This is a genomic window from Dactylosporangium sp. CA-092794 (assembly GCF_050948465.1).
Taxonomy (GTDB): domain Bacteria; phylum Actinomycetota; class Actinomycetes; order Mycobacteriales; family Micromonosporaceae; genus Dactylosporangium.
This window is the reverse complement of sequence record NZ_CP192044.1, coordinates 8,957,669-8,977,992: the sequence shown is the minus strand read 5'-3', so window position 1 is coordinate 8,977,992 and position 20,324 is coordinate 8,957,669. Positions and strand designations below refer to the sequence as shown.

17 protein-coding genes are annotated in these 20,324 nt (G+C 74.3%); 11 read left to right on the top strand and 6 right to left on the bottom strand.

The genetic code is table 11. From position 1 onward, the window contains the following. Positions 1 to 111 precede the first annotated feature (111 nt). From ACQPXD_RS38485 to ACQPXD_RS38475, 3 genes are read left to right on the top strand one after another with little or no spacing between them, the layout of a single operon-like run. On the top strand, positions 112 to 2,250 hold the full coding sequence (locus tag ACQPXD_RS38485; RefSeq protein WP_432844116.1) for a ricin-type beta-trefoil lectin domain protein: 2,139 nt from the start codon (positions 112 to 114) through the stop codon (positions 2,248 to 2,250). A gap of 16 nt (positions 2,251 to 2,266) precedes the next feature. Further along, positions 2,267 to 3,013 carry a cobalt-precorrin-6A reductase gene (locus tag ACQPXD_RS38480; protein ID WP_432826919.1) on the top strand — a complete coding sequence of 249 codons (747 nt, stop codon included), beginning with the start codon at positions 2,267 to 2,269 and terminating at the stop codon, positions 3,011 to 3,013. Continuing rightward, positions 3,013 to 3,960, top strand: coding sequence for an NAD(+)/NADH kinase (locus ACQPXD_RS38475; protein WP_432826917.1), 948 nt, complete (start codon positions 3,013 to 3,015; stop codon positions 3,958 to 3,960). Before ACQPXD_RS38480 ends, ACQPXD_RS38475 begins: the two co-directional genes overlap by 1 nt. A 345-nt stretch (positions 3,961 to 4,305) precedes the next feature. Here ACQPXD_RS38475 and ACQPXD_RS38470 read toward each other — a convergent pair whose 3' ends face one another. Next, a complete protein-coding gene (locus ACQPXD_RS38470) occupies positions 4,306 to 5,898 on the bottom strand; it encodes a methyl-accepting chemotaxis protein (RefSeq protein ID WP_432826915.1) in 1,593 nt (530 codons plus the stop codon). 14 nt (positions 5,899 to 5,912) lie between these two features. Beyond that, on the bottom strand, positions 5,913 to 6,113 hold the full coding sequence (locus ACQPXD_RS38465) for a hypothetical protein (RefSeq protein WP_432826913.1): 201 nt from the start codon (positions 6,111 to 6,113) through the stop codon (positions 5,913 to 5,915). A 104-nt stretch (positions 6,114 to 6,217) separates the two neighbouring features. Between ACQPXD_RS38465 and ACQPXD_RS38460 the strand changes: the two genes are divergently transcribed. The 7 genes from ACQPXD_RS38460 (at position 6,218) to ACQPXD_RS38430 (ending at position 14,581) form a co-directional block, all read left to right on the top strand. Then, positions 6,218 to 6,682: a (2Fe-2S)-binding protein gene (locus tag ACQPXD_RS38460; protein WP_432826911.1), complete on the top strand. Its 465-nt coding sequence runs from the start codon at positions 6,218 to 6,220 to the stop codon at positions 6,680 to 6,682. A gap of 3 nt (positions 6,683 to 6,685) precedes the next feature. Beyond that, complete coding sequence (locus ACQPXD_RS38455) at positions 6,686 to 7,684, top strand: FAD binding domain-containing protein (RefSeq protein ID WP_432826909.1); 999 nt, start codon at positions 6,686 to 6,688, stop codon at positions 7,682 to 7,684. After that, complete coding sequence (locus ACQPXD_RS38450) at positions 7,681 to 9,870, top strand: xanthine dehydrogenase family protein molybdopterin-binding subunit (RefSeq protein ID WP_432826907.1); 2,190 nt, start codon at positions 7,681 to 7,683, stop codon at positions 9,868 to 9,870. The genes ACQPXD_RS38455 and ACQPXD_RS38450 overlap by 4 nt, the downstream gene beginning before the upstream one ends. Before the next feature lie 109 nt (positions 9,871 to 9,979). Continuing rightward, entirely contained in the window at positions 9,980 to 11,599 is a 1,620-nt protein-coding gene (locus ACQPXD_RS38445; protein WP_432826905.1) for a purple acid phosphatase family protein, read from the top strand. Positions 11,600 to 11,942: 343 nt separating this feature from the next. Continuing rightward, entirely contained in the window at positions 11,943 to 12,425 is a 483-nt protein-coding gene (locus ACQPXD_RS38440) for a cation:proton antiporter regulatory subunit (protein ID WP_432826903.1), read from the top strand. 6 nt (positions 12,426 to 12,431) lie between these two features. Then, the gene (locus ACQPXD_RS38435) at positions 12,432 to 13,688 is read left to right on the top strand and encodes a cation:proton antiporter (RefSeq protein ID WP_432826901.1); all 1,257 of its coding nucleotides are present in this window, start codon (positions 12,432 to 12,434) and stop codon (positions 13,686 to 13,688) included. Then, positions 13,685 to 14,581 carry a glycosyltransferase family 2 protein gene (locus ACQPXD_RS38430; protein ID WP_432826899.1) on the top strand — a complete coding sequence of 299 codons (897 nt, stop codon included), beginning with the start codon at positions 13,685 to 13,687 and terminating at the stop codon, positions 14,579 to 14,581. Before ACQPXD_RS38435 ends, ACQPXD_RS38430 begins: the two co-directional genes overlap by 4 nt. Before the next feature lie 61 nt (positions 14,582 to 14,642). Here the strand turns inward: ACQPXD_RS38430 and ACQPXD_RS38425 are convergent, their stop codons facing one another. Both ACQPXD_RS38425 and ACQPXD_RS38420 read right to left on the bottom strand, forming a co-directional pair. Further along, positions 14,643 to 15,419: a class I SAM-dependent methyltransferase gene (locus tag ACQPXD_RS38425; RefSeq protein ID WP_432826897.1), complete on the bottom strand. Its 777-nt coding sequence runs from the start codon at positions 15,417 to 15,419 to the stop codon at positions 14,643 to 14,645. After that, positions 15,416 to 16,567, bottom strand: a complete 1,152-nt coding sequence (locus ACQPXD_RS38420) for a glycosyltransferase (protein WP_432826895.1) — start codon at positions 16,565 to 16,567, stop codon at positions 15,416 to 15,418. Before ACQPXD_RS38420 ends, ACQPXD_RS38425 begins: the two co-directional genes overlap by 4 nt. Positions 16,568 to 16,630: 63 nt before the next feature. Here ACQPXD_RS38420 and ACQPXD_RS38415 point away from each other — a divergent pair, with 63 nt between their 5' ends. Further along, a complete protein-coding gene (locus ACQPXD_RS38415) occupies positions 16,631 to 17,659 on the top strand; it encodes a hypothetical protein (protein ID WP_432826893.1) in 1,029 nt (342 codons plus the stop codon). 43 nt (positions 17,660 to 17,702) lie between these two features. On the opposite strand, the gene ACQPXD_RS38410 is transcribed toward ACQPXD_RS38415, so the two are convergent. Both ACQPXD_RS38410 and ACQPXD_RS38405 read right to left on the bottom strand, forming a co-directional pair. Then, positions 17,703 to 19,847, bottom strand: coding sequence for a hypothetical protein (locus tag ACQPXD_RS38410; RefSeq protein WP_432826891.1), 2,145 nt, complete (start codon positions 19,845 to 19,847; stop codon positions 17,703 to 17,705). Next, the gene (locus ACQPXD_RS38405) at positions 19,844 to 20,317 is read right to left on the bottom strand and encodes an STAS domain-containing protein (protein ID WP_432826889.1); all 474 of its coding nucleotides are present in this window, start codon (positions 20,315 to 20,317) and stop codon (positions 19,844 to 19,846) included. Before ACQPXD_RS38405 ends, ACQPXD_RS38410 begins: the two co-directional genes overlap by 4 nt. Between the last annotated feature and the right edge of the window lie 7 nt (positions 20,318 to 20,324).

Here is a 20,324-nt window from a genome sequence, read left to right as displayed (position 1 = left end):
GGACCTACCCCCACCCGGGTCCGTGCGGGCTTCCCGCCCAGAAGGGACCCACGAGTGACCCCCTCCACCACCAGACGGCGGCGGCCCCGCCTGAGGATCGGCCTCGCCGTGATGGCGACCGTCCTGGCCGCCGTCGGCATCGGCGCCGTCGCCATGAGCGCCGCCTCGGCGGCGACGGTCGGCCAGATCACCGGCTACGGCGGCAAGTGCGTCGACATCGCCGCGGCCAGCAGCGCCAACGGCACCCAGGTCCAGCTCTACACCTGCAACGGCACCAGCGCGCAGCAGTGGACCGTCGGCGACGACGGCACGATCCGCGCCCTGGGCAAGTGCCTCGACGTTGCCGCCGCCAGCAGCGCCAACGGCACCAAGGTGCAGATCTACGACTGCAACGGCACCGCCGCCCAGCAGTGGTCGAAGCAGTCCGACGGCACGCTGCGGGCGCTGGGCAAGTGCCTCGACGCCACCGGCCCCAGCTCCGCGGACGGCACGCCGCTGCAGATCTGGGACTGCTTCGCCAGCGCCAACCAGCAGTGGACGCTGCCGGGAGGCACCACGCCGCCGCCACCGCCCACCAGCACGCCGCCGAACACCGGCAACCCGGACCTCGGGCCCAACGTGTCGATCTTCGACCCGTCGATGTCGGCCTCGACCATCCAGAGCAAGCTCACCTCGGTGTTCAACTCGCAGGTGAGCAACCAGTTCGGCACCCAGCGCTACGCGCTGCTGTTCCGGCCGGGCACCTACAACGTCGATGCCAACGTCGGCTTCTACACCCAGGTCGCCGGGCTCGGCCTCACCCCGGACCAGGTCACCATCAACGGCGCCGTGCACGCCGAGGCCGACTGGTGGCCCGACGGCACGCAGAACGCGACCCAGAACTTCTGGCGCTCGGCGGAGAACCTGTCGGTCAACCCCACCGGCGGCACCGACCGCTGGGCCGTGTCGCAGGCCGCGCCGTACCGCCGCATGCACGTCCGCGGCAACCTGCAGCTCGACGACGGCGGCTGGTCCAGCGGCGGCTGGATCTCCGACTCGGTCATCGACGGGCAGATCCGCTCCGGCTCGCAGCAGCAGTGGATCACCCGCAACTCCAACATGGGCAGCTGGAGCGGCTCGAACTGGAACATGGTCTTCGTCGGCGACACCAACGCGCCGAGCGGCAACTTCCCCAGCCCGCCCTACACCCGGGTCGCCCAGACCCCGGTGGTGCGGGAGAAGCCGTTCCTCTACGTCGACGGCAACGGCGCCTACCAGGTGTTCGTGCCGAGCCTGCGGACCAACTCGGTCGGCAACTCGTGGCAGAGCGGCAACGCCGGCAGCTCGATCCCGATCAGCCAGTTCTACGTCGTCAAGGCCGGCGCCACCGCGGCCAGCATCAACGCCGCCCTGGCGGCCGGGCAGAACCTGCTGTTCACCCCCGGCGTCTACCACGTCAACGACACGATCCGCATCACCCGGGCCAACACCGTGGTCCTCGGCCTCGGCCTGGCCACGATCGTGCCGGACAACGGCGTCACCGCGATGAGCGTCGCCGACGTCGACGGCGTGAAGGTGGCCGGCCTGCTCTTCGACGCCGGCACCACCAACTCGCCGGTGCTCATGGAGGTCGGCCCGAGCGGGTCGTCCGCTGACCACTCGGCCAACCCGACCTCGCTGCACGACGTGTTCTTCCGCGTCGGCGGCTCCCAGGCCGGCAAGGCCACGGTCAGCCTACGGATCAACAGCAACAACGTGATCGGCGACCACTCCTGGATCTGGCGCGCCGACCACGGCCTCAACTCGAGCACCGTCGGCTGGAACACCAACACCGCCGCCAACGGCCTGGTCGTCAACGGCGCCAACGTGACGTTCTACGGCCTGTTCGTCGAGCACTACCAGCAGTACCAAGTCATCTGGAACGGCAACGGCGGCCGGACCTACTTCTTCCAGAACGAGATTCCCTACGACGTGCCGAACCAGTCCAGCTGGTCCAGCGGCGGCGGGGCGCAGGGCTGGGCCGCCTACAAGGTCGCCGCCAACGTCACCTCGCACGAGGCGTGGGGCCTGGGCAGCTACTGCTTCTTCAGCACCAACTCGAGCGTGGTGCTCGGCCACTCGTTCGAGGTGCCGCAGACGGCGAACGTGAAGTTCCACGACATGGTCACGGTTTCCCTCGGGGGTACCGGCACGATCGCCCACATCATCAACAGCAGCGGCGGCCCGTCGAACTCGTCGAGCAACGTCGCCAACCTGGTCAACTACCCGTAACCGTTATCATTCCCCGGTGCCCACCGTGCTCGTGCTCGGCGGCACCGGGGAAGCCCGGCAGCTGGCCTCGGTGTTGCTGCCGGCCCACCGCGTGATCTCCTCCCTCGCCGGCCGCGTCGCCGACCCGGTGCTGCCGGCGGGGGAGGTCCGCGTCGGCGGCTTCGGCGGCCCCGAGGGCCTCGCCGCGTATCTGGCCGCCGAGCGCATCGACGCCGTCGTGGACGCCACCCACCCCTTCGCCGCCCGGATGTCGGCCAACGCCGCCGCGGCCTGCACGGCCGCCGGCGTGCCGCTGGTCGTGCTGCGCCGCCCCGGCTTCGCGCCGCGCCCCGGCGACGCCTGGCACCGGGTGCCGACCCTGGACGCGGCGGCGGCCCTGCTGCCGTCCCTGGCGGAGCGGGTGTTCCTGACCACGGGCCGGCAGGCGCTGTCGCGCTTCGCGCACCTGACCCGCCTGTGGTTCCTGGTCCGTTGCGTGGATCCGCCGGTACCACCCGTGCCGCCCCGGATGACCGTGCTGCTCGACCGCGGCCCGTTCACCGTCGCCGGCGAGACGGAGCTCATGCGCGCCCACGACATCGGCGCGCTGGTCACGAAGGACAGCGGCGGCGAGATGACCTCGGCGAAGCTGGACGCGGCCCGCGCGCTGGGCGTCGCGGTGGTCGTGGTGGACCGCCCGCCCGCTCCGCCGGGCGTGCCGGTAGTGTCCACAGTGGACGAAGCCGCGGCCCGCGTGGCCCGGCGGCTCACAGGGGAGAACTGATGGTCAACGCGCTCGGTTTGGTGCTGCATCCGACGAAGCCGGTGGACCGCTCGATCGAGGCCATCCTCGCCGCCACCGCCGCGGCCGGCAAGCCGCTGCGGGTGCTGGCCCGCGAGAGCGACCGGCGGCGGGTGCCGCCCGGCATCGAGGTGGTGCCCGAGGAGCGGTTCCCCGCCGAGGTCGACGGCGTCATCGCGCTCGGCGGCGACGGCACGATGCTGGGCGCGATGCGGCTGCTGGTCGACCGGCCGGTGCCGGTGCTCGGCGTCAACCACGGCAACCTGGGCTTCCTCGTCGAGGTGTCGCCGCCCGAACTGCCGGCGGCGCTGTCCCGGCTGGCCGGGGGCGACTTCACCATCGAGCAGTACGGCTGCCTCGAAGTCGGCGGCCTGGAGCTCGCCACCCGCTACGGCTTCAACGACGTGGTACTCGCCCGCGAGGGCCGCACCGGCGCCGTGTCGGTCGACCTGTGGGTCAACGACGTGCAGTACGGCTACTACCGCGCCGACGCCGTCGTCGTGGCCACCGCGACCGGGTCCACCGCCTACAACTACGCGGCCGGCGGCCCGATCCTGTCGCCGTCCTCCGGCGCGATCGTCGTCACGCCGGTGGCCCCCATGGCCGGCATCGGCCGGGCCGTGGTGCTCGGCGCAGGGGACCGGGTCACCCTCGCCACCGCTCCGGACAGCGCCGCCATCGCGGTCGACGTCGACGGCACCCCGGCCGGCGCCCTGACCCACGAGGGCCGGGTGACCGCCGCCTTGCGCGCGGACGCCGCCCAGGTGGTACGCCTGTCGGCGGACGCGCACGCCAGCCGCAGCCGGGTCAAGCTGAGCCTGCTGGACCTCCCGCTGCGCCCCGGCCAACTGCTCGACCTGATCCCACCGGAGCTCCGCCAGCGCGCCCACCTGGCCATGACCGGCGGCGACGACCAGCCGACCGCCTGACGCCAGCGTCTGATCGCTCGACTTGATGTTCAGGCGCCCGCAGGGGCCGTCGCGGGCTGGAGGCGCAGACCCCTCGGCGCAGCCGGGCGGCACGGCGGTGCGGATGTCGCACCCGCCGGGCGCACCCTCCGATCTGCGCGGCCGGGCCGGGCGAAAGTCTCCGTGATCATGATGCCCGCGCTGACCGCACCACGGGTTTGCCATGATCCCGGAGACTTGTGGTACACGGGGGTACATCACCACTCCACGATCATGAAAACCCTTGGTGTCGACGCCCAGAGGCGCATGATCACGGAGACTTCCGGTCGCTGCGCCGTGCCCGGGCGCGGGCGCGGGCGCGAGCTGTCAGTAGCGGAAGGCGCTGACGGCGGTGCGGAGTTCGGCGGACATCGCGCTGAGTTCGCCGGCGGCGGCGCGGGCGGCGCCGGCGCCGTCGCGGGTGCTGTCGGCGGCCTGGACGACCTCGGTCATGCCGCCGCCGATGCGTTCGGTGCCGCCGGCCGCGGTGTTCAGGTCGCCGGCCATGCTGCCGGCCGTGGCGCTCTGCTCCTCGACCGCCGCGGCGATCGTCGTCTGGTACTCGTTGATCCGCCGGATCACCTCGCTGACGTTGGCGATCGACTCCACCGCGTTGCCGGTGTCCACCTGGATCGCCTGCACCCGCCGGCCGATCTCCTCCGTCGCCTTCGCCGTCTCCTGGGCGAGGTCCTTGACCTCGCCGGCGACGACCGCGAAGCCCTTGCCGCTCTCGCCGGCCCGGGCCGCCTCGATGGTCGCGTTGAGGGCGAGCAGGTTGGTCTGCTCGGCGATCGCCGTGATGACCTTGACCACGTTGCCGATCTCGGCCGAGGAGGTGCCGAGGCGCTTCATGATGTCCTCGGTCGCGGCGGCCACCTCGACGCCCTCGCGGGCGACCGTGGCCGCCTCGCTCGCGCTGGCCGAGATCTGCCGGATCGACAGGCCCATCTCGTCGGCGCCGCCGGCCACCGACTGCACGCTGCTGGAGACGCTGCCGAGGTCCTGGCCGATCGACGCGACCCGCTCGGAGGTGCGCTGGGCGCTGTGCTCCAGGTCCTGGCTGGTCTGCTCGAGCTGCGCGGCCCGCCCGGCCAGGCCGGTGCTGCTGCCGGCCAGGGTGCCGACCGCGGCCCGCATCTGGGCCGTGGCCGCGTTCAGCGACGCCGCCATCTCGCCCAGCTCGTTGCGGCTGGGCACGTGGACGGTCCCGGTCAGGTCGCCGCCGGCCAGCGCCTGCAGGGTGGCGCGCAGGCGGTGCAGCGGCCGGATGATGGTCGCGGCCACGAGTGCGCCCAGGATCAGGGCCAGCAGCAGCCCGGCGACGAGGACGATCGTCACGATGAGCCGGGCCTGCGAGTAGGTGTGGTGGGCCTTGTCGATGCGCTCCTGGCCGATCCGGGTGGAGATGGCGCTGATGTTGTCCAGGTCGGCGATCGCCTTGTCGGAGGCCGGGTTGAGCTGCTGGACGCGCATGGTGTCGTACTCGGCCGTCTTGCCCTGGGCACGCAGGTCCAGCGCCTGGGTGCGCAGGCTCAGGTACGCCTGCCAGTCCTGCTGGAAGCGCTGGTAGACGCCGCGCTGCTCGTCGGTGAGGTCGTGGCGGCCGTAGGAGGCCATCGTGGTGTTGATGTCCTTGAGCGTCTGGTCCTGCAGCGTGGTGAAGGTCTGCAGCGTCTGGGCGTTCGAGGCCGTGGTGACCGCCACCGAGGCGTACTTGAACTTCCAGATCAGCTCGTGCAGCTTGCTCAGGTCGCCCGCGGGCTCCACGGCGCGCTTGTACATCTCGTCGCCCTGGTCCGCGACCGTGCGCATCTGCACCAGGCTCAACACGCCGACCAGGAGCGCCACCAGGCCGGTGGCGGCGACGGTGAGGACGATGGCCTTGCGGACCCCGAGCGAACCGACCCAGCGCTCCACCACGTGGACTCCCGAACCTACGGGCACCCGGCCGTTCTCCCCGCGCGCCCCATCGGCGCGGCGAGCGCCGGGTTGAGAAAAAGCGCCAGGGCGCGCGCGACGGCGGCGGCCCGCGCCTGCGCCGCGCCGGCCGTGTCGCGGCCGGCGGGCAGCAGGTGCTGCTGCAGGAAGAGCGCCAGGCCGTGCGCCGCCGCGGCGACGTCGATGAACAGGTCCATGGCGGCCGCGCGGTCGGGGGCGATGCGGGGTCACCACGGGCGGCTCACCGGGACGACCCTGACCGGGTGGGTTGCCCGGGGGCGGCTCGGGTAGTGCCCGCCCCGTGACGACGTTCGGCGTCAACGGCCGGCCGGTGGAGCTGGAGCTGGACCCGCGGGAGTCCCTGCTGGAGGTCCTGCAGGACCGGCTGCACCTGTTCGGCACCAAGAAAGGCTGCGACCACGGGCACTGCGGGGCGTGCACCGTCCACGTGGACGGCCGCCGGATCGTGTCCTGCCTGATGCCGGCGGTGCAGGCCGGCGGGCGGCAGGTGCGCACGATCGAGGGGGTGGCCGGGCCGGGCGGCGAGCTGCACCCGCTCCAGCAGGCCTTCATCGACCACGACGCGCTGCAGTGCGGCTACTGCACGCCCGGGCAGATCATGTCCGGGCTGTGCTGCATCGCCGAGGGGCACGCGGGCGACGACGACGAGATCCGCGAATACATGAGCGGCAACCTGTGCCGCTGCGGCGCCTATCCCGGGATCGTGGCCGCGGTCCGCCAGGCCGCGGCGGCGCCGGGGGTGTGAGGGATGCGGACCTTCACCTATTCCGCGCCGGCTACGGTCGACGATGCCGTCGCGGCGCTGTCGGCCGCGGGGCCGGGCGCGAAGTTCCTGGCCGGCGGCACGACGCTGTACGACCTCATGAAGCTCGGCGTCGAACAGCCCTCGACGCTGGTGGACGTGAGCCGCCTCGCCGAGCTGGCCACGATCGCCGCCGGCGATGACGAGCTGGTGATCGGCGCCGGCGCGCGGATGGCCGACGTCGCGGCCGATGCTGTGCTGCGCCGCGACTACCCGGTGCTGGCCGAGTCGCTGTGGCGGGCGGCGTCGCAGCAGCTGCGCAACATGGCCACCGTGGCCGGGAACCTGCTGCAGCGCACCCGCTGCCCGTACTTCCGCGAAACGATGTTCCCGTGCAACAAACGCGACCCGGGCAGCGGCTGCGCGGCCCGCGGCGGCGTCGACCGGGGCCAGGCCGTGCTCGGCACCAGCGACGCCTGCGTCGCGACGTTTCCCGGCGACTTCCCGGTCGCGCTGCTCGCCCTGGACGCGGTCGTCGACGTGCTCTCCCCGCGCGGCGAGCGGACGGTGCCGATCGCCGGCCTGCACGTGGAGCCGGGCGACACGCCGCAGCGCGAGCACACCCTCGCCCCGGACGAGCTCATCCTGCGCATCCGGGTGCCGGCCCCGCCGGCCGGGCGCGGCTCGACGTACCTGAAGGTGCGCGACCGCGAGTCGTATGCGTTCGCGCTCGCCGCCGCGGCGGTCGCCGTCACCATCGGCCCCGGCGGGGTGGTCGGGGAGTGCCGCATCGCGCTGGGCGGCGTCGCCACCCGGCCGTGGCGCGCGGCCGAGGCCGAGCGGGTCGTCGCCGGCCGGCGGCTGACCGCGGAGACGACGCGCGAGGCCGGCGAGGCGGCGCTGGCCGGGGCGCGGCCCGGGAACGACAACGGCTTCAAGATCGAGCTGGCCCGGCGCACCGTCGCCGAGGCGCTGCGCGTCGCGGGGGAGAGGGCGGCCCGATGAGCACCGCACCGGCGCGGGTCGACGCGCACGCGAAGGTCACCGGCGCCCTGCGCTACGGCGCGGATCGCGCGCCCCACGGGCTGGCCCACGCCGCATATGCCGTGGCGACCGTCGCCAAGGGCCGGATCGTCCGGGTGCACACCGAGGCCGCCGTTTCCATTCCGGGGGTACACCTGGTGCTCACCCGCGTCGACGCGGCGGAACTGCGCTCGGCCGGGTTCATCTGGAGCGGCGGCTACGGCTTCCAGAGCCTGCAGCCCCTGCTGGACGACCGCATCGCCTACCGCGGCCAGCCGATCGCCCTCGTGGTCGCCGACACGCTCGTCGCCGCCACCGAGGCGGCCCGGCTGGTCACCGCCGACTACACCGGCGGCGAGCCGCCTACCGTGGCGATCGACGGCCCCGGCGTGGAGATCGTCGGCCAGGAGCAGGCGGTGCCGATGCCGATGTTCGCCGACACCGTGGCCGGCGACGCCGACACCGCCCTCGCCGCGGCGCCGGTGAAGGTCGACGTCGAGGTGTACGGCCCGAACCAGCATCAAGTGCCGATGGAGCTGATCGGCGCCGTGGTGCAGTGGCACGGCGACACCCTGGTCGTGCACGAGAGCACCCAGAACTCCAGCGCCCTGCAGCACGGCATGGCCCACCAGCTCGGCATCGACCCCGGGCGGGTCCAGGTGATCTCGCCGTCCGTCGGCGGCGGCTTCGGGCAGAAGAACTCGGTGCAGCCGCACCTCGGGCCGCTCGCGGTCGCCGCCCGCCGGCTCGGCCGCCCGGTCAAGCTGGTGCTGACCCGGCCGCAGACCTTCCACCAGGCGAGCTTCCGGCCGATGAGCCGCCAGCGGGTCCGGCTCGGCGCCGACGCGTCCGGCCGGCTGGTGGCGGCGGTCCACGAGATCGACCAGCAGACCTCGCGGTACGACCTGTTCCCCGCCTTCTACACGGAGGTGTCGGCGCGCCTCTACGGCATCGGCGACTTCCGCGGCCGGCAGCGGCAGGTCCGCACCGACACGCAGACCCCCGGCTACATGCGGGCGCCGTTCGAGCACATGTCGGTGTTCGCGATGGAGACCGCCGTCGACGAGCTCGCCCACGCCACCGGCCAGGACCCGGTGGCGCTGCGGCTGGCCAACGACACGGCCACGGACCCGGTGACCGGGCTGCCGTTCTCCTCCCGCCACGTCGCCGAGTGCCTGGAGCGCGGCGCGGCGCGGTTCGGCTGGGCCGAGCGCAAGCCCCAGCCGCGCTCGCACTACGCCGACGGGGATCTCGTCGGCTGGGGCGTGGCGATCGGGGCCTACCCGGCCGACTTGGCCCCGGCGATCGCGAAGCTCTCCGCCACCGCGGCCGGCACGATCGTCGTCGCGGTCGCCGGGCACGAGATGGGCCAGGGCATCCGCACCGCGATCACCCGGCTGGTCACCGACGACCTGGGCGTCCCGGCGGCCGCGGTCGAGCTCGACCTCGGCGACACCCGCCGGGCGCCGCAGCACCTGACCGCCGGCTCGTGGGGCACGGCGACGGCGCTGCCGGCCGTCGCGGCCGGACTGGCCGAGCTGCGCGCCCGGCTCGGGCTGCCCGCCGCGGGCCCGGTGGACCTGCGCGCCGCGGTCGCCGCCACCGGCGCACCGCGCGTGGACGTCGAGGCGACGACAATACCGCCGGGTCAGCCGCCGGACATCGCCGTGGAGCGGCTGCGCACGGGCCTGCCGGCGCTGGCCGGGCCGGAGTACCCGGGCTTCGTCGCATTCAGCTACATCGCGCACTTCGCCGAGGTCCGGGTGGAGCTCGCCACCGGCCGCGTCCGGGTGCCGCAGGTGGTCAGCGTCGCCGACTGCGGCCGGGTCGCGAGCCCGGTAACCGCCGCGAGCCAGGTGCGCGGCGGCGTGGTGTGGGGCATCGGCGCGACGCTGCGCGAGCGCAGCGTGGCCGAGCCGCGCTACGGCGGGTTCCTCAACGCGACGCTGGAGGAGTACCCGATCGCGGTCAACGCCGACGTGCACGACATCGACGTGGACTTCATCGACGAGCCGGACCCGCTGCTGAACCCGGTCGGTGTCAAGGGCCTCGGCGAGGTGGCGTTCGTCGGCGTCGCACCCGCGATCGGCAACGCCCTCTTCCACGCCACCGGCGTGCGCTTCCGCCGGCTGCCGATCCGGATCGAGGACGTGCTCACCCACCTGTGACCGTACAGTTTTCCGTGACGGTCCGTCCTCCTGCCGGCCACCGGCTGTTTCCGGGAGCGTCGTCCCGCACCGGGGGCGCGTGACACCCGGGCGCGCAGAGCATGGCGGCATGACTCCAGATCAAGACTCGCCGATCGAGGCCCCGCCGGTCCGCGGCCAGCTCTCCCGGCGCGGGCTGTTCGCCGGTCTGGGCGGCGCCGCCGCGCTCGCCGCCGGGGCCGGCGCGCTCGCCCCCGCCACCGCCTGGGCCGGCGACGGCACCCCGCTGTTCTGGCACCAGCCCGGCGCGGCCGGCGCGCCCGAGGTGCACGGCGTGCACCTGCAGTTCGGCGCCGACTCCGCCCGCGAGATGGTGGTCTCCTGGACCACGCCGACCTCCGTGCGCGGCGCCAAAGTGCACCTCGGCACCCTGTCCGGCGGCTACGGCCGCACCGTCGAGGCCGACACCGTCCACTACGCCGACGCCAAATCCGGCAGCGAGGTGCTGGTGCACCACGCCCGGCTCACCGGGCTGCGGCCCGACACCGAGTACGCCTACGCGGCCGTGCACGACGGCGGCACCCCGCTGCCGGGCTTCTTCCGCACCGCGCCGCAGGGCCGGGCCCGGTTCACCTTCACCAGCTTCGGCGACCAGGGCACGCCCACCCTGGGCAAGCAGACCACCCCGGCCGGGTCCACGTCGCCGATCTGGGTCAACGACAACCTCGGCTCCCCGGCCGCCGGCGACGTGGTGGCCGGCGTCGAGCGGATCGCGCCGCTGCTGCACCTGGTCAACGGCGACCTGTGCTACGCCAACCTCTCCGACGACCGGGTCCGCACCTGGTCGGACTGGTTCGTCAACAACAGCCGCTCGGCCCGCTTCCGCCCGTGGATGCCGGCCGCCGGCAACCACGAGAACGAGCTGGGCAACGGGCCGATCGGCTACGGGGCGTACCAGTCCTATTTCAAGCTGCCCGACGCCGGCGGCGACACCGAGACCCGGGGGCTGTGGTACGCGTTCACCGTCGGCTCGGTGCGCTTCATCAGCCTCAACAACGACGACATCTGCTACCAGGACGGCGGCAACTCCTACGTGCGCGGCTACTCCGGCGGCGCGCAGCGGCGGTGGCTGGAGGCGGAGCTTTCGCGCACCCGGGGCAACCGCGACATCGACTGGATCGTCGTGGTCATGCACCAGGTCGTCATCTCCACCGTCGACAACTTCAACGGCGCCGACCGGGGCATCCGCGAGGAGTGGGTGCCGCTGTTCGACAAGTACGGCGTCGACCTCGTCGTCTGCGGCCACGAGCACCACTACGAGCGGTCGCTGCCGATCCGCGGCGCGCAGCCCAACGACACGCTGACCCCGATCCCGGTCTCCACCGACCTCGCCGTCTCCGACACCAGCCAGGGCACCGTGCACATGGTGCTCGGCGGCGGCGGTACCTCCGCGCCGTCCAACGCGCTGTTCTTCGAGCCCGCGCAGTGCCGGGTCATCACCGGTGCCGGCCCGGTCGGCAGCAACGGCAAGCGGCCGCCGATCTACGTCCGGGAGAACGCGCCCTGGTCGGCCAGCCGCGACAAGACCCACCCCTACGGCTTCGCCGCGTTCACCGTCGACCCGGGCAGCCACCCCGGCGACCAGACCCGGATGGCGGTGACGTACTACGCGGTGACCGGCCCGTTCGGCGCGCTCACCCCGGTTGACACGTTCACCCTGGTCCGGCCGCGCCGCGACGGGCGCCACTGAGCGCTGCGCGGGCCGCCCTGGCGGATCCGATGCATCTCCGGTAGCGTCCAGTGCCGCTGTATGGTTGCCCCGATCGGGCCGGGCCGGACCGCCTCCGTCACCGGCCCGTGGGGAACAGGAGGGGGCGCGGTATATGCCCGCCGCGCCCCCTCGTTCCTTTGCGTGGTAACGCCCGTCACGCTCCGCTGGTTCCGTCACCGGACTGTCACGCCGCTGCGGCACTATCGCCATACGGGCTCGGCAGGGTTGGCGCCGGCGGCACCCCGCGTGCGGCGTCGGTACCCCCTTGCCCGGCGCCGCACCCCGCGGAGCCGAGACCCCGGACGCGAAGGAGCACTGGCCTGTGGACGTCGAACGCACCGCCCTGCCCGGCATCGGGCTGCGGCACGAGTTCGTGACGGCGAAAGGCCAGCATGCCGCGGTGGTCTCGCACGTGTCAGGCCGCCGTGACGTCGTGCTCTACAGCAGCGACGACCCGGACACGGTGGTCGCGACGCTCGCGCTGAACACCGACGAGGCCAACGGCGTGGCCGAGCTGCTCGGCACCGCCCGGATCGTGGAGCGCCTGGCCGACCTGCAGCGGCAGGTGACCGGGCTCGCCACGGTGCAGGTGCCGATCATCGCCGGCTCGCCCTACGACGGCCGGTCGCTCGGCGCCACCCAGGCCCGCACCCGCACCGGCGCGTCGATCGTGGCGGTGATCCGCGCCGGGCAGATCCTGGCCAGCCCCCGCCCGGACTTCGAGTTCTATCCGGGGGATCTGGTCGTGGTGGTGGGGACGGCCGAAGGTACCGCCGCGGTCGCCGACATCCTCAACAACGGCTGACCGCGCATGCATGCCGCTGCCGCGTTGATCGAGATCGGGGCGGTGATTCTCGGGCTCGGCCTGCTGGGCGCGCTCTCCGCCCGATTCGCCATCTCGCCGATTCCGTTGTATCTGCTGGCCGGGCTGGCGTTCGGACAGGGTGGCCTGCTGCCCCTGGCGACCAGCGAGGAGTTCACCGCGACCGGCGCGGAGATCGGTGTCATCCTGCTGCTGTTCACCCTCGGCCTGGAGTACACCGCGCCGGAGCTCGTCGGCACGCTGCGGCACAACGCCGTGGCCGGCGTCGTCGACCTGGTGCTCAACGCCGCCCCCGGGGTGGCCACCGCGCTGCTGCTGGGCTGGGGCCCGGTCGCCGCCGTCGCGCTCGGCGGCGTCACCTACGTGACCTCCTCGGGTATCACCGCCAAGGTCCTCGCCGACCTGCAGTGGCTCGGTAACCGCGAGGTGCCGGTGGTGCTGTCGCTGCTGGTCTTCGAGGACCTCACCATGGCGGTGTATTTGCCGATCCTCACCGCGCTGCTGGCCGGCGTCGGTGTGCTCGCGGGCCTGACCACCCTGGCGATCGCCGCCTCGACGATTACCGTGATTCTCGTGGTGGCGTTGAAGTTCGGGCGGTACGTCGAGCGCTTCGTCGCCTCCCCGAACGAGGAGGTCCTGCTGCTGAAGGTGCTGGGCCTGACGGTGCTCGTCGCCGGCGTCGCCCAGCTGCTGCAGGTCTCCGCCGCGGTCGGTGCCTTCCTCGTCGGCATCGCGCTGTCCGGCCCGCTCGCGCACACCGCCCGGGAATTGCTCACCCCCCTGCGCGACCTCTTCGCCGCGGTGTTCTTCGTGTTCTTCGGCCTGCACACCGACCCCAAGGCGCTGCCCCCGATGCTGGGCGTGGCCGTCATCCTGGCCTTCGTCAGCGTGCTGACGAAGATCGCCACCGGCTGGTGGGCGGCCCGCCGGGCCGGCATCGGCGCGCTCGGCCGGGCCCGGGCCGGCATCGCGCTGACCCCGCGCGGCGAGTTCAACATCGTCATCGCCGGCCTCGCCGTCAGCGCCGGGCTCAACGACCGGATCGGCCCGCTCGCCGCCGCCTACGTGCTGGTGCTCGCGGTGACCGGCCCGATCCTGGCCCGCTCGCTGGAACCGCTCGTCCGCTGGCGAGCCCGGCGCAAGGGCATCACCCCCGACCCGCCACCGGGCGATCCGCCCGGCGGCACCCCCGACAGCGGCGAGGCCGCGTCCCCACCACACACCACACCGGCGGCGGCATCATGACCCAACAGCTGGACGTCACCATCGTCCTGCCCTGCTACAACGAGGCCGACCACGTCCGCGCGGAGCTCGACCGGATCTGCGCGGCGATGGACAAGGCGGGCTACTCCTACGAGTTGCTCGCCATCGACGACGCCTCCACCGACACCACGCTGACCGAGTTACGCGCGGCCCAGGAGTTCCTGCCCCAGGTCCAGGTGATCCCGCTGGCCCGCAACGGCGGCGCCGGCACGGTCCGCCGGCTGGGCTCCCGCCGGGCCCGCGGCGAGATCGTGGTGTGGACCGACGCGGACATGAGCTACCCGAACGAGCGCATCCCCGAGCTGGTGGAGCGCCTGCAGGAGGACCCCACCGTCGACCAGGTGGTCGGGGCCCGCACGTCGGAGCAGGGCAGCCACCGCCTGCTGCGCATCCCGGCCAAGTGGGTGATCCGCAAGATCGCCGAGTGGCTGGTCGGCCAGCGCATCCCGGACCTGAACTCCGGACTGCGCGCCTTCCGCCGCGGCGTCGCCGCGCCGTACCTGCGCCTGCTGCCCCCCGGGTTCTCCTGCGTCACCACGATCACCCTGGCGTTCATGTCCAACCAGCACGCCGTGGCCTACGTGCCGATCGACTACGCCCAGCGGGCCGGCCGCTCGAAGTTCCGGTTCGTCACCGACGCTTACCGCTACCTGCTGCAGGTGCTGCGGATGGTGATGTACTTCAACCCGCTCAAGGCGATGATGCCGCTCGCCCTGACGCTGCTCGCCATCGGCGCGGCGAAGAGCGTCTTCGACCTGGTGGTGCATCCGCTGCGCCTGGCCAACAACACGGTCATGGTGTTCCTGACCGGCCTGATCATCGCCGCCCTGGCGATGCTGGCCGACCTGATCGTCCGCTCGCGCCCGGACCTGTAGCCGCTGTAGGTTTTGACCGGATATATCCGCCACTTCGTGACGGATATATCCGACATTTCGGTTATGCGGGGTCTTTGCTCGGGAGCCGGGCCATCGCGATGAGTCCCGGTCCGGTGCCCGGCGTGACCCGCTGCAGCAACCGGAAGGGCGCCGTGCCCCACCGGTGCAGCATTCCCCGCAGCGGTACCGACGGCTGCAGCAACCGTCCCGACGCCGCGCTGCGCTGCTCCGGCGTCGCCGCGCCGACCCGCCCGAGCCGCCGGCGGGCCACCACGTTGCGGCCGGCCTCCAGCAGGTAGCCCAGCGGCATGCCGTAGTGCCGCACCCGCACGTCGGTGAGGCCGGCGCCGGTCAGCAGCGCCCGCAGCGCCGCCGGGTCGTAGCGGCGCACGTGCCCGACCAGCTCGTCGGCGGGGCCGTAGCGGTGCTGGTAGGCCGGCACCGACAGCAGCAGCCGCCCGCCGGGCCGCAGCCGCCCCGCCCACGCCGCCACGGCGGCGACGTCGTCGTCGAGGTGCTCGAGCACCTCGAACGCACACACGACGTCGAACCGCTCCGGCGGCAGCTCCTCCAGCCGGATGTTGGCCACCCGCCCGCTCCCCGCCGCGCGCAGCCGCCGCTCGGCCACGGCGAACGACCGCGCATCGGGTTCGAGCCCCAGATACCGGTGCCGCTGCGCCAGCCGGGCCCCGAACCCGCCCTGCCCGCAGCCGACCTCCAGCACGTCGGCCGGCCCGTCGGGAAAGAGCCGCGCCACGACGTCGAGCCGCAGCCACGCGTTGAGCGACAGCGGCGCGATCCCGTCCATCCGGCCCGCGTCGAGCCGCGCCCCGCTCACCGCCGCGCCCCCGCCGCGCCGGCGGCCCTGAGGTCATCGGCCGGGCGGCCCTCGGCGAGGCGCTCCCAGAGCGGCAACGTCACCCGCGCGGCGGTGAACCGGTCCGCGGCGAGGCGGCGCGCGGCGGCCCGCAGGCGGTCCAGCGCGGCCCGGTCGGTCGCGAGCCGCTCGAGCCCCTCGGCCAGCGCCGCCGGGTCGCCGGGCGGGACGAACAGCGCGGCGTCACCGAGGGCCCGCCGCTGCGGGACGGTGTCGCCGGTGACGATCGCGCAGCCTGCGGCCGCACCCTGAAAGACCTTGTTCGGTACCACCCGGTGCGCCTTCGCCCCGGTGCCGAAGATGCCCAGGCACACGTCGTGGCCGGCGACGAGGCCCGGCAGCTCGTCCGCGCTCGCCCACGGCACCCAGCGCACCGCGGCGCCCTCGGCGGCGCGGCGCGTGTCCTCCTCGTCCTGGCCGTGGCCGACCATCGTGAAGCGCACCGGCCGCCCGGCCAGCAGCCGCGCGGCCGCGCCGATCACCGGCGCTCCCTGCAGCGGGGTGTACAGCCCGAAGAACACCACCCGCAGCGGCTCCTCCGCGGCCGGTTCGGTCGTCGCCGCCGCGAACCAGGCGTCCGGGGCGCCGACCGGGCACACCACGGCGCGCCGCCGCACGGGCGCGGGCAGGGTCGCGCGCTGCTCGTCGGTGTCGACCACGACGATGTCGGCCCGGTGCAGCGCGGCGCGGTCGAGGGCGGCCATCAGCCGGTGCCGCATCCCGGCGCCGAGCCGGCGGTCGGCCGCCGTGTCGGCGGCGCCGGCCAGGTGGTCCAGCGCGATCGGGACGCGGCGGAACAGCAGCCGGGCCAGGTGCACGTCGAGCAGCCCGAGGTAGCCGACGACCACCGCGTCCACCGGCGCCCGGCCGCGCCCGGGCCGCACCGCCCGGGCCGCGCGCGCCAGCGACCACCAGCGCCGGGCGACCCGCGCCGCGAGCGGCACCATCCGCCACGGCCGCCGCACCGCCGCGACCCGCCCGGCGGTGCCGACACCCAGCGGCGCATTGCACTCCAGCACGGTGGCGCCGTGCGCGCGCAGCCCTTGCTCCAGCACCAGCACCCGCGGGTGCGTGCCGGTGTCGTAGGTGCCGAAGAACACGACGCGCATGCCCCTCACGCTAACCACCACCGCGCCGCCGCCCGGCCGCGGCCCGGTGGATAGGCTCGGGCGATGCCCGACCGGACGCCGCCCCCGCCACCCGCGGCCGGGTCCGAGGTGACGCCGTCCCGTGCGGGATGGGTCCGCCTGGCGGCCAGGCTCGTCGGTGCGGTCGTGGGCAGCCGGTGGATCCGATGGGCGTTCCTGGCCGTGGCCGTCTTCGGGGGAGCGGCGGCCATCGCGCCGCACCGCCACGAGATCGGGGACGCGGCCGGGCAGATCGGCGCCGGCGCGGTGGTCGCCGGGACGCTGGCCGCGCTGGCCGGGCTGGGAGCCACGCTGCAGGCCTGGCGGGCGGTGCTGGCCGGGCTCGGCAGCGACCTGCCGGCGACCGCGGCGGCGAAGGTGTTCTTCGTCGGCCAACTCGGCAAGTACGTGCCCGGCTCGGTCTGGCCGATCGTGGTCCAGATGGAGCTCGCGCGCGCCCACGCGGTACCGCGGCACCGGACCGGCACGGCCGCCCTGCTCACCATGCTCATATCGCTCGGGGCCGGGCTGCTCACCGCGGCGGCGACGCTGCCGGCGGCGCTCGCCGGTGCCGACCACCGGTACTGGTGGCTGCTCGCCGCCGTGCCCGTCGTCGCCGCCGGGCTGCACCCGCGGGTCGTCAACGCCGTCCTCGCCGTCGCCCTGCGGCTGACCCGGCGGCCGCCGCTCGAGCGGCCGCTGCCGGGCCGGGCGGTGCTGGCCGCGACCGTCTGGTCGGTCGGATCGTGGCTGCTGTTCGGCGCGCACATCTGGCTGCTGCTCGCTCCCCTGGCCCGCCACCCGGGCGCGGCCGTCGCGGTGTCGGCCGGCGGGTTCGCGCTGGCCTGGTGTGTGGGCTTCCTGCTGGTCGTGGCCCCGGCCGGGGCCGGCGCCCGCGAGGTGCTGCTCATCGCGCTGCTCACCACCCAGACCGGCGCCGCCGAGGCGGCCGCGGTCGCCCTGCTGTCCCGTGCCGTGATGACCGTCGCCGACCTGGTGCTCGCCGGGGCGGCCGCCCTGACCGCCCGCTCGGTCCGCGCGCCGTCCGAGGCCGGCCCGGACGTCACCGGCTGACCCCGCCACCACCCTTCCCGGCCGGCGTCGGCCCGGGGGCCGGTCACGGGCGGACGATCCAGCACTGCAGCTTTCGCCAGCCGGCGCCGTCCGGAGGCCGGATCAGCTGGTGCTGATCCTCCTGCTCCCACTGGTCCACGACCTTCTGCGGCGGCAGGCCGTAGGGCAGCAGCGGCAGCGTCGAGTCGGACATGAGGACCGGGTCGCGGCCGGTGGCCCGCACCGCCGCCACGACCGTCTGGATGCGGGCCACGGTCGGGTCGGTCAGCGCCGCGACCGGCACGCCGCACTCGTTGCGGATGGTCGGGGCCCACTCGGTGTCCATCAGGATCACCGCGTCCGTCGGGCGGAGTGCCTTGCACACGGCCGCGGCGGCCTCGGGCTCGCCCAACTCCGTGCGCACCGGCGCCAGTTTCGCGATGACCGGCAGGGCGGGTCCCGCCGCGGCGAGCACGAGCAGCGCCGGCAGCAGCGCGAGCAGGGCCGGTCGCGGCATTCGCCGCAGCGGTGGTACCGCCGCCGCGGCCCGGCCCGCGCCGCCCCGCTGCCACGCGCGGGTGGCGCGGGCGACGGCGAGGGTGGCGAACAGCACGACGGCGGGGAGGACCTCGACCACGAGCCGGCGGTCGGCCCACGGATGGTCCGGGGTGATCGCCGGGCGCAGCAGCGTGGCCGCGCCCGATCCGGCGTAGACGAGCAGCATCGGCAGCAGCCGCCAGTCCCGGCCGCGCGCGACACCGGCGGCCGCGAGCATGATGCCGGCCCAGGCCAGCAGCACGGCGGGCCAGCCGAGGTACCACGAAATCCAGGACAGACTCTGCTCGGCGTAACCCCGGGTGCCGTCCAGCGGCAGCCCGAGCGCGCGCTGGTGGGACTCGACGTAGTCGATGGTCGCGGCCGCGGTGACGGAGTGGTCCACGTAGAGCAGCGGGCGGGCCGCGATGGCGATGCCGGCCACGGCCACCGCCGCGACCGCCAAGGTCGCGAGGCTGCGCCGGCGACCCGGCCCGAGGGGGAGGGGGCGCTGCCGCAGCACCATCGCGGCGGCCACGGTCACGGCGGAGACCACCACCAGCAGGACGATCATGAGCCGGACCGAGGACCAGTTCACCAGCACGTACGGCAGCGTCACGTACCGGCAGTCGAGGAACCCGAGGCCGCCGCCCACCGCCGTGCCGAGCAGGAACCAGCCGACGCCGGGCCGGCGGCGCAGCCACCACCAGCCGATCGCGGGCAGCACCAGCGCGAAGTCGACTCCCATGTCCAGCCGGACCAGCTCGCCGCTGGACAGCACCAGCCCGGCCAGCCCGAGCAGCATCCCCGCCGCGCCCCGCCGCGACGAGGAGGCACCGGCCGACCAGCCGTCGGCGAGGAGGCACAGGCCGCCGGCGAGCATCAGGCCGGCGATCGGCTCGGAGTAGGTCGTCTGGCTGACCCGCAGCATCGGCCACGCCAGGGCCAGCAGCAGCGCGGCGAACGGGGCCCACCGCGGGCCGATCAGCCGGGCCGCCAGGCCGCCGACCGCCAGCACCGCCGCCCCGCCGACGAGACCCGGCAGCGCGAACGCGCCGTGCCACCCGGCGAGCCAGAATCCGCCCGCCAGCAGCGTCGGCCAGCCGGTCATGAACTGCGGGACGATCTGGCCGTCCTGGACGTAGAAGCCGGGATGGGCGTAGACGACCATGTCGGAGGCCGACCCGTAGGCGTCGGCCGGCACCGGCGTGGTGAGCCCGGAGTGCCCGCTCAGCCACAGGCCGATCTGCGCGTAGGTCCCCGCGTCGCGGTGCAGGACCGCCTGCTGGCTGTGCGTCAGGACCGCGAGCGCCGCGAAGCCGGCCGCCACCGCCAGCACGGCGCCCAAGGCCCACCAGGGCGCCGGTCGGGCCGGCACCGTGGCCAGCCGGGGCAGCGTCCAGCGGATCAGCAGCCCGGCGCCGAGCGCCGCCAGCGGCAGCACCGTCCACCAGTGGAACGCGCCCAGCACGGCGAGCGGCACCGCGGTCAGCAGCCAGCCGGTCACCGCCAGCACCGGCAGCACCGGCAGGACCAGCAGCAGCCGCCCGGCCCGTTCGCTCGGGGCGAGCAGCGCCCCCATCCACCGCCCGGTGACCGGCGCGCGCACCGGGCGGGGCCGGAAGGCGCCGACCAGCATCCGGTGGTTGCGCGTCGCCGCGCCGCCCGGGCTCACCGCAGCGCTCCAGGCCCGCCGGTGCCCGGCCGCGGCGGGCCAGGGTCGACGGGGTCGGCGGGCAGCGTCCACAGCCGTAGCGCGTCGGCGAGGCTGCGGTACACGGTCACTGCCGTGGACGGCTGGGCCAGCAGCGCCGCCGCCACCGCCTCCGACGGGGCGGCGATGCGCAGGAACCCCGCGTGATCGCGGGCCACCTGCCCCGCCGCCTGCACCATCATCGCCGCGGTGGCGTCCATCTCGGTCACCCGATGAGCCTCCAAAACGATCCGTGGGGGCCGGTCGCTCAGCGCCCGTGCCAGACAAGACTCCGCGCTCAGGGCGGTCAGTGCCACGAACCGCCCGGCCAGGCGAACGACGATCAGCCCGGCGTGGTCCTCCCGGTGGACCCGCAGCCGCGGGCTCACCGGGCCGCGGGACGGCCCGCCGGTCACCAAGGCGCGGGGACCGTCGGTCGCTCCGGCCGGCATTGACGCC